10 protein-coding genes and 1 pseudogene are annotated in these 8,264 nt (G+C 54.9%); 7 read left to right on the top strand and 4 right to left on the bottom strand.

All coding sequences use genetic code 11. From position 1 onward, the window contains the following. Positions 1–323, bottom strand: a pseudogene (locus tag A8B82_RS23740) (integrase); the annotation flags it as partial. A 157-nt stretch (positions 324–480) separates the two neighbouring features. On the opposite strand from A8B82_RS23740, the gene A8B82_RS20530 reads away from it, so the two are divergent. The 3 genes from A8B82_RS20530 to A8B82_RS24060 are packed head-to-tail and all read left to right on the top strand — an operon-like array spanning position 481 to position 2,899. Beyond that, complete coding sequence (locus tag A8B82_RS20530; RefSeq protein ID WP_067296780.1) at positions 481–1,443, top strand: DUF1403 family protein; 963 nt, start codon at positions 481–483, stop codon at positions 1,441–1,443. Then, the gene (gene scpB, locus A8B82_RS20525; protein ID WP_067296777.1) at positions 1,440–2,048 is read left to right on the top strand and encodes an SMC-Scp complex subunit ScpB; all 609 of its coding nucleotides are present in this window, start codon (positions 1,440–1,442) and stop codon (positions 2,046–2,048) included. Before A8B82_RS20530 ends, scpB begins: the two co-directional genes overlap by 4 nt. Further along, positions 2,045–2,899, top strand: a complete 855-nt coding sequence (locus A8B82_RS24060) for a hypothetical protein (protein ID WP_138069830.1) — start codon at positions 2,045–2,047, stop codon at positions 2,897–2,899. The genes scpB and A8B82_RS24060 overlap by 4 nt, the downstream gene beginning before the upstream one ends. A 98-nt stretch (positions 2,900–2,997) precedes the next feature. Here the strand turns inward: A8B82_RS24060 and A8B82_RS24850 are convergent, their stop codons facing one another. The 3 genes from A8B82_RS24850 to A8B82_RS20510 all read right to left on the bottom strand — a co-directional run bounded on the left by A8B82_RS24850 (position 2,998) and on the right by A8B82_RS20510 (position 5,854). Then, positions 2,998–3,177 carry a DUF6527 family protein gene (locus A8B82_RS24850; protein ID WP_443069350.1) on the bottom strand — a complete coding sequence of 60 codons (180 nt, stop codon included), beginning with the start codon at positions 3,175–3,177 and terminating at the stop codon, positions 2,998–3,000. Positions 3,178–3,323: 146 nt separating this feature from the next. Next, positions 3,324–4,715 (bottom strand): ThiF family adenylyltransferase, encoded by a 1,392-nt coding sequence (locus tag A8B82_RS20515; protein WP_067296772.1) that lies wholly within the window; start codon positions 4,713–4,715, stop codon positions 3,324–3,326. Beyond that, positions 4,712–5,854 carry a multiubiquitin domain-containing protein gene (locus A8B82_RS20510; protein ID WP_067296770.1) on the bottom strand — a complete coding sequence of 381 codons (1,143 nt, stop codon included), beginning with the start codon at positions 5,852–5,854 and terminating at the stop codon, positions 4,712–4,714. Before A8B82_RS20510 ends, A8B82_RS20515 begins: the two co-directional genes overlap by 4 nt. Before the next feature lie 152 nt (positions 5,855–6,006). Between A8B82_RS20510 and A8B82_RS20505 the strand changes: the two genes are divergently transcribed. The 4 genes from A8B82_RS20505 to A8B82_RS23730 all read left to right on the top strand — a co-directional run. After that, a complete protein-coding gene (locus A8B82_RS20505; RefSeq protein WP_067296767.1) occupies positions 6,007–6,216 on the top strand; it encodes a ribbon-helix-helix protein, CopG family in 210 nt (69 codons plus the stop codon). Next, complete coding sequence (locus tag A8B82_RS20500) at positions 6,213–6,860, top strand: hypothetical protein (RefSeq protein WP_067296765.1); 648 nt, start codon at positions 6,213–6,215, stop codon at positions 6,858–6,860. Before A8B82_RS20505 ends, A8B82_RS20500 begins: the two co-directional genes overlap by 4 nt. Beyond that, positions 6,857–7,345: a helix-turn-helix domain-containing protein gene (locus tag A8B82_RS20495; protein WP_067296762.1), complete on the top strand. Its 489-nt coding sequence runs from the start codon at positions 6,857–6,859 to the stop codon at positions 7,343–7,345. Before A8B82_RS20500 ends, A8B82_RS20495 begins: the two co-directional genes overlap by 4 nt. Positions 7,346–7,364: 19 nt before the next feature. Then, the coding region (locus A8B82_RS23730) for an ImmA/IrrE family metallo-endopeptidase (RefSeq protein ID WP_082899407.1) at positions 7,365–8,264 on the top strand (900 nt) is incomplete at its 3' end.

Here is an 8,264-nt window from a genome sequence, read left to right as displayed (position 1 = left end):
GGGAAGGGCCTGACCCGGAGGCCAGATCCGCGAGGAAGAGCCCGATTATCTCGGGGGAGGGGGGGCAGGGGTTCGGCGCCTTTTATCCGGCACCAGCGTGCGAAGTGCGCCCAGTCCTTTGCATATGCTTTCAGGGTGTTGTCGGAGGCTGCAGCGCGCGCGTAGTCGCGAGCGGTGTCGACCAGGCGATCGAGGCTGCCGGAACCGGCGACATGAGCGGGCAGGGCGATGCCGACGCTTTTCTCTTGATTGCTTTCGTCGACTCGAGCATCATCAAGTTCATCAGAGGGCGCTGACGTCGATTTCTCGATCTCTGTGTCCATTCTTCCCCCTTAAATTCACTGATTTTGAGACTGTGCTGCAGCGTATTCCTTTGTGTCCGATAATGCAAACTTATTGGACATAGTGAGACGCCACAAGGTGGGGCGGTTTGTACCGTAAATTGTAGACGAAAGCGCCGTTAGAGATTAGTGTTGTGGCATGACCTATCAGCGAACCACACTCTCTGGCGACCAGAACAGCCTACCGAAACTGCCGGCTTGGGTCACCTCCCAGAGTGGCGAAACCCTTGAAACTGTGGCATTTCGGTCTGGTGTGGCCCTTACGATCCTCGATCAGCTGGTCAGCGACCCATCCCGAGGCGTGCCCGTGAAATTGCTTGCCAACCGATTGGCGCTGACTGCTGCGTCGGCAACCTCAAAGCTAGAGGGGCGGTTGGCGCGAGAGGTCGATATCCGCGATGCCTACCACCTGACACCGCCGGGTGAGATGCGGGGCCCGGACGGCGAGCTGCTGACCTTCTGGCGGGAAGCGTCTTGGTTGCGATTGAGCGGTAAGGATTGGCAAGCCGCACTTGAGGAGCTCATCGGATCCGACCTTGAGGTGGAAGTCGACGGCTGGTTGAAAACGGCGGAAGGGCGCGTGCAAAGTAATGGACCTTTGGCCGGGTGTGTCTTTGCGATGTGCAGCGTGTTGCAAGCGGATGATCGAGCCGAGCGCTTTGCTTGCCTGCTAGCCGATGTCGTGCTGGCGCGTTGCCTGAACTGGCAGACAGTCCTGCCGGTCTCGGCGCAGCATCTGACCAAAGCGATGTTGCGAGGCCTGGTCGCAGAGGGGCAGGGCGCCGACCTCAAAGTTCAAACAAGCCTGTTGACCTCCATCGAAGATACAATCCGACTGGCGACTAATCTTGCACAACGTGCGGCCGCGATACGAGCGGTTGCGCCGAAGCTCCGTGCCAAGGGGTCTGACTCGGCGGTCGCGCTGTTTCTCTCCGAGGATGCCGTGGCGCCATCAACGATGCTGTCACCGATGATTCAAGGAACGACTATTCCGATGACAGATCGCGCGGCGCGGCGGCTTTGTGATCGACTGGTCGAATTGGGAGTGGCGCGTGAGCTGACCGGTCGACCGACGTTTCGGCTGTATGGCATCGCGCAATGACCGTCGCGGCCAAAGGTAAAGCCGCGAAAGGACAGGAGGGCTCCGGACGCGATAGTGTCTTTGACCGCGAGCTCGAAGACTTGCCGCAAGATCTGCGCTGGCGCGAATGGATGGGGCGGATTGAGGCTCTGCTTTTTGCCAGTGTCACGCCCGTCGGGCGCGACGACCTCGCACGTGTGGTGGGGCAGGGGGCGTCGGTCGAGATGCTGATTGACGACATCCAAGCGGAATTGGCAGCTCGGCCTTATGAACTGGCTGAAGTTGCAGGCGGTTGGATGTTCCGCACCAAGACCCAATTTGCGGATGCGATTAGAGCCGCAGCCGATCTTGGAGACCAGACTCTCGCCTTCACTGAGATGGAGATGGGCGTGCTCTGCGCCATCGCCTATCACCAGCCAATTGATCGTGCCGGACTCAGGGACATCTTTGGCAAAGACGTCAGCCGGGATCTGCTGACCCGGCTGCGCTTCAAGGATTTGATTGCAAGTGGGCCGCGCGCGCCGCGGCCCGGCGCGCCGCATACCTTTGTGACAACTGCAACGTTTCTGACGACGTTTGATTTGCAGAGCTTGCGGGACTTGCCTGATATGGATGGCCACAGATGAACGAACTTCTATCAGACGTGTCGGCTGTCACAATTCGTTGGGACAGTTTTCTGAGTTGGTCATCGTTTCTGCAGAATTGGTTGAAGCCAGTATTCAAGAAGGATCACCCTAAGCTCCTAAAAACCTACCATCCGAAGCCACAGTACATTGATGATCCCGACTGGATGTCTAAGGTCTTGCAGAGCGTTATACGCGAACACGCGGATCATGTTCACGAGGCCTTGGCTGATGAACTGAAAAGTCATTACATTCACGCCTTTCACGGGTGCCGCACAGATAACGCTGTCAGTTATCACCACCATGGTATTCGCCTCAACGACCCCAATGAACAGGCAGCTGAGGTTCGCAAGATTGTTGAGCAAGAAGAAGGCTTGGCATCGATGCGCCCAACTATCGAGAGAAACATCGCTGAGTTTGACTCTTGGGACAGAGATACCGGGCGTGTTTATCTGTCTGCAGACGAACGCAGCTTGATCGAAGATGCCGGCCATTACCTGATCTATGGCAGCGAATGGATGCAATGTGTTCTGGGGTGGGGTGCTCACGCGGTCTTGCGCGAGCGCGGCGTACCTACTGTGATTGATGTGAACCTGCCTCTTCGAACACAGCCAGATGAGACGAGACGCGAGCTGGCGTCAAAGATGCTCGAAGAATGGACGCGCATTTGCGCTAACGATGCTGGCCATTGGGTCCGGGACATCGATTTTTCGTTCATCTTGAGGAACGCGGTGCCATCAAGTTGGGTGATCTCGCACCATCACCCAGCTTATGTCCTCGACCCATACTATCAACGCGCAAAGCGCATCACGCGCGATCCAAGTTGTCCTGCATGCGAGAGATCCGAGTCCTAAACTACGCCACGATGCCCCCAGGCCTTCACGACGTTGATTCTCGGGCTTTGAGTAACAGGGCGCGGCGTCACTTTGAGAACGGCTGAGCGGATGTGTTTCTAACACCAGTGAATGTGACCGTTTCGCAACCAAAAATGCGCCATGCATCCTGTTTTACGCCAGACAGACGGCCGAAGAGTTGGCGGGTCTTCGTCCTTGGTCTTGAGTGACCAGTTCGGCTTTACCTCTGACAACAGCATGACTTCGAGATCGTCGCCACAGCCGCACGGACATCGCATAGCCGCAGACCAATCGTCGCCGTCATCGCGACAAAGATAGACATGACGTGATGGGATTGGCGATGGAGGAGTATCTCCCTCGACAATGATCAGTCGTCGCTTAGGGCCGTGACGTTGCCACAGGGACCGGAACCAAAAACCAAGTTTCATGCTGCAGCCTTTCGATCAGCTTGCGCCAATCCCGGTAGTCCAAGCAATGGTTCGACGAGACCGCGACCCATATCGTCAACAGGGGCGCATACGAAACCATCCTCCGAAAAGTACTCTACCTCGCCTGCCGCGTGAGAGAACAGAGTTCGCGCAAAACCCTCATTGCCATCCAGTCTGTACGGATATTGACGCTCAATCCATTCCAGAACTGCGTCCGACGCAGCTCTCATATTCAGCGCCATAACCGAAGGGGCCTCTTCATGGACACCCTTGATATACCCAGCCTCGATCTCCCGCTTTGCGGCATCGGGTGCGTACTCCAGCAAGTATTCGGCCCGCAGACCTTCAGACGTCACTACGCCTCTATCGGTCAAGTTCGGCCCATCGGGACGGATGAAGTCGATGCGTCCACAGACGTCTGCAATATGCGCATGCCCATCTGCATCCCTGCGTGTTGGGATCGTGACGCCAAGATCAATGAGTGGGATTAGACAACAGCGTGATATCATTTCGGCGATGCTGCGACCGGCCATGCTGTCGACGCAGGAGAACATGATGTCGGCAGCTGATGCGGCGATGACAGCACCCCGCTCGTCAATTGACGTATCGATGATGGTGACTTTGATCGTGGGCGCATATCGCCTAACAGCCTCAGCTATCATCTGCGTTTTGGAACGGTTTGCGTTGGCATCCGCGACAGTGGAATTGATGATGCGATTGAGGTTCTTGTGCTCAATCGTATCGAAATCGATCAAGATCAGATGACCGATACATTTGCGCGCCAAGAGTTCTGCAACCAGTGATCCCGTGCCGGAAACACCTATCACGCAAGCGGTCTGGCGGCCAAAGGAATTGGTCATGTGCGACCCGAAGGGCATGATTGGATCCGTGCCTATCGCACCAACATTTGTGATGTTGTGCCCGACACGCCAAATTTTAGGAATTTGCAGCGAGCTACCGGCATTGTTGTAGATACGAGCCTTCATAGCGCCATCTGGCGTCATTATCGCAGATCCGTGAAAGTGCCCAGCATCCTCGACCGCAGCAAACAGGCCAGGCATCGTTGCGCAATCGCTTGCATCATCGACCTTTGAGAACTGTAGCCAGCCGCCCGGATGACTGTGAACGAGTATGATCGCATCGCCCTGGTGTTCCGCGATATCGATAGCCTCCTCGATGCTTGCTCCCGGCCAGCTGATGAAATCCGGCTCCCGCACGGTGCACGCGCTATCAGGCACGTTCAGGACGTGGGATACGATAAGGCGCTCACGGTCAGGACCGGTGTATCTGCAGATCAGGATGGCGGCTGATTCCAGCCCGTCGCCGGGGAAAATCAAGCTTTGGAGCTCTTCATGCTGGCTTTCAGTAAGGGTGAGGCTTCCGGTCATTCGCCTACCTCCTTCAATAAAGCGGTCTCAATCACGGCGAGATGCGTCATCACGCTATCTGTTGCCGGGTTCCAGCGCGTCTGGCCATTCAGGTGGCGAGACCATTGCTGGAAGGACTGACTGGCGATAGCGGTCCGCCCGGACGTTTCTCCAATCGCGGCGCCAGACTTCAGCGTCAGGTGGGGAAAGCAATGAAACATATCGATCTCTGCGCGCGGATAACCTGGCGGCACGTCGATCGCGATATCGACGACAGAGTGATTGTAGCCTTCGGGCAATATGTAGTTGCGCAGAAGCAGCCAACGACGCCCGCCTTCCGAGAAGGTTTCCCAGTGAAGACTGCGTTCATTGAGATAAGCCTCGTCTTTTTCTAAAAGAACGAACTCGCGGCGAGGCGCAGAATGCGCCTCGCCATTGTTGATCTGGGCTGGTGTTAGCCGAAGTTTCTCGATCCCAGGAAGCGTCAAGTCGATGGTGTCGGTCAAAGCGACCTGAAGCTTTGCTTCGCCCTTGCGCTTGAGAATGGCAATCCAACCTTTGCTGGGGTCGAAGCCTGCCTGTGTCAGCGCATCTTTGACCACGACGATAGGTGTCGTCAGCGTCAGCAACACGCCTTGTACATTGAGCTTCCACGACGGTTGGCGAGAGACCAGCCGTTCGAGATCCTTGCCAGACAACCTGACAATGTCGTCATCAGCAAGTTCTTTGTCCGGTGCATCGGCTCTCTCGAGAAATAGCGTTTGATCTACGGGAATGCGAGCAACAAGCCGGATGAGGGACACAGAGATCGTCGGTGCCCCCCAGCTGAAGCGGCGTCCGTTTGCAACGAAGTTCAAAAGCCGATCGGTCTTGAATGCGAAGAAGCGTTCCGGACCCCGTTCCCGAAGATCGAGCGTCTCATCAATATCGATTTCTTCAAGTTTCCCGTTTCGGGGCAGGTAGAGCAGAACGTGCTCATCGGCCGGAAGGCGATCAAAAACCTCCAGAATTTGCCGACCTGTTGGCTCAGCATCGGCGAGAGATCGTTTTTCGTCAAAGCCGTCACCATCCCACAGACGCAGGCGGTAGCTCTCAGCTTCAGGAATTTGCGTGTTTGGCTGGTCGCGCGTCCAGTCTTCGATGTCGACAATGTCTAGCATGACGTGTGTCCTATGGTTGTGCGTCGACACCACGTCGCCGCTTGATCCATATCTAGTAGCTAAAAAATAGCCAGTCAATAGCTGCAAATAGAATGTTTTTTGTTGACTTTTACCTATGAAAAGAGCATATACAGGTCCGAAGGAGTGCCAAGATGTCCAAAAAAACAATGACATTGAACCTCACGGAGGCTGAAATGGCCGTGTTGGAGGAGCTGTGTGACAAGAAAGATTTGAGTAAGACAGTCCTGCTCAGACAGGCGTTACGGCTCTATCAGCGTGTTGAAGAGCGTCTTGAAAAAGGCGACAAGCTCTTCTTCGAGGACGAAGCATCGAAGGAAAAAGCGGAGATCATGATGCTATGATCGCGACCGCTCCTTCTGATGTGACGCCTGTCTGGCTGACAGACAGAAATACCAATGAGCTTGTCGATGCAGAACTTTGGCATGGGATCGTGGACAGAAACCTTGCCGACTGGGAAGCCGAATGGATCCCTGATCTGCAGCGTCGGCTTAAACTCTTGAACCAGCAAAAGGTTGAACGCCGATTCTGGCCGCAAAGCAGGCATTGGGACTGGCGCGACAAGTTGCGCGAAATCGAGCGTCGGCTGGCGAATCTGTCATTTGCCATCGTGGCACAAGACATGACCCAAGCCATGATGACGATCGATTTGACCAAACGAGCCCGTATGCCGGGTCACGACGGTCAGCATCTTGTTTATATTGATTTTTTGGAAGCCGCGCCCTGGAACCGAAACGATTTGGCAGAAGAACCTGCAAGGTTTGGCGGTTGCGGGTTGATACTTATTAACGCGGCCATCCAGCAAAGTATACTGGAGGGCTTCAAGGGCCGGATCGGTCTACACTCGTTACCGCAAGCGAACAGTTTCTACGCTAACGCCTGCGGAATGACCGATCTGGGACAAGACGCAACCTATGAAAACCTGCGCTACTTCGAGCTGGACCCTGACAGCGCGCGCAGTTTCATTGAGAAAGGAAAAGGAGAATGACATTCGACATCAACAAAACATGGTGCCGCAATGCAGGTACCCGAGAAGATGGTCTTGATATCGGTGCGGGCGTTATCGCTGCAGACCCCATGTTTACGCATGAAGGTGGCGCCGATGAGAGCCCTGAAGCGTCCCGGCTTGCTCTGGGTCGGTTCATCAACCTCATGCGCCGTAATCAAGGACTGTCTATAGAAGCGCTCGCAGGGAAAGCAGACATCGAGATCGGAGAGCTTCTCAGTCTCGAGAATAATGCTTCACATCTACCCGACGTGCGAACGCTTTATCAACTGTCCGAGGTTTTTGGCGTATCTCAGGAAAAGCTCATGGGCTTGTCAGGGCTTACACACGCAAATGACGATGACTATGTCGAGGAGGCAGTTCGATACGCAGCCAAATCGGCATCGGTGGAGGTTCTCTCCGAGGATGAGCATGCGATTTTGAATGGGCTGATTTCAGTCCTGAGCGAGAACGCAAAGCACAAATAACAACGAGGATGATCGTCAAGTGGCGAAAAACGTACTCATAAAAACGAAAAACGCGCTTGATATTGATCGCAAGGTTGAACGGGTCCTGAAGGACCTTGGTAATCCTGAACCACCACTCGATCTTGAAGTCGTGCGCGAGCTTTTGAAGCTCGATCTGGCATATTACACCGCAAAAGACCCAGGTGTTCTCCAAGAAGTCGTTTCAAAAATGACGATGGCGGGCAAGCAAGTGCTTGCCCGCCCGTCCCGTATCCTGGACGCTGTGCGCAAGTTTGATTTGCGTGCCCTCTACATTCCTGATCGGAAGAAGATCCTTCTCGATAAGGACCAACCACAGCTCAAACACCGTTGGCACGAAGCCCACGAGGTCGGTCACAGTCTTTTGCCTTGGCATGCCGGCGCAATGATGGGGGATAACGAGCATACGCTCATTCCGTCCTGCCATGAGAAACTTGAAGCCGAAGCGAACTTTGCCGCTGGCCGCCTTCTGTTCCTGCGCGACCGGTTTGCAGAGGAATGCCTTGCCCAAGAACCTTCTTTTGATGCTCTCAAGGAGCTTAAGCAGACCTACGGCAATACGCACACGACAACCTTTTGGCGTGGAGTAGAGACTTGGGGCAGGGAACGGCCAATCGTCGGTCTTGTTACTGGCCATCCGCACACAATCCATCGGACAGCTGACTTCGATCCGAATGAGCCCTGCAAGCATTTCGTACAATCGTCTGCCTTCGCTGAGAGGTTTTCTTCAATTCGGGAAACTGATGTATTCGATCAAGTCGTCGACTACTGTCGAGGAAACAAGGCAGGCCCGCTCGGCGAAGCAGATGTGGTCCTCACCGACGACAATGGCGAGGAACATCTGTTCCATTTCGAGAGGGGAGTGGAAAAACTCTGGGGATTTGCATTGAACTCGGTCTAT

Origin of the sequence: Sulfitobacter sp. EhC04, from assembly GCF_001650875.1 — a bacterium.
GTDB lineage: Bacteria > Pseudomonadota > Alphaproteobacteria > Rhodobacterales > Rhodobacteraceae > Sulfitobacter.
The sequence above is the reverse complement of the archived record's forward strand: the minus strand, read 5'-3'. Positions and strand labels throughout refer to the sequence as shown.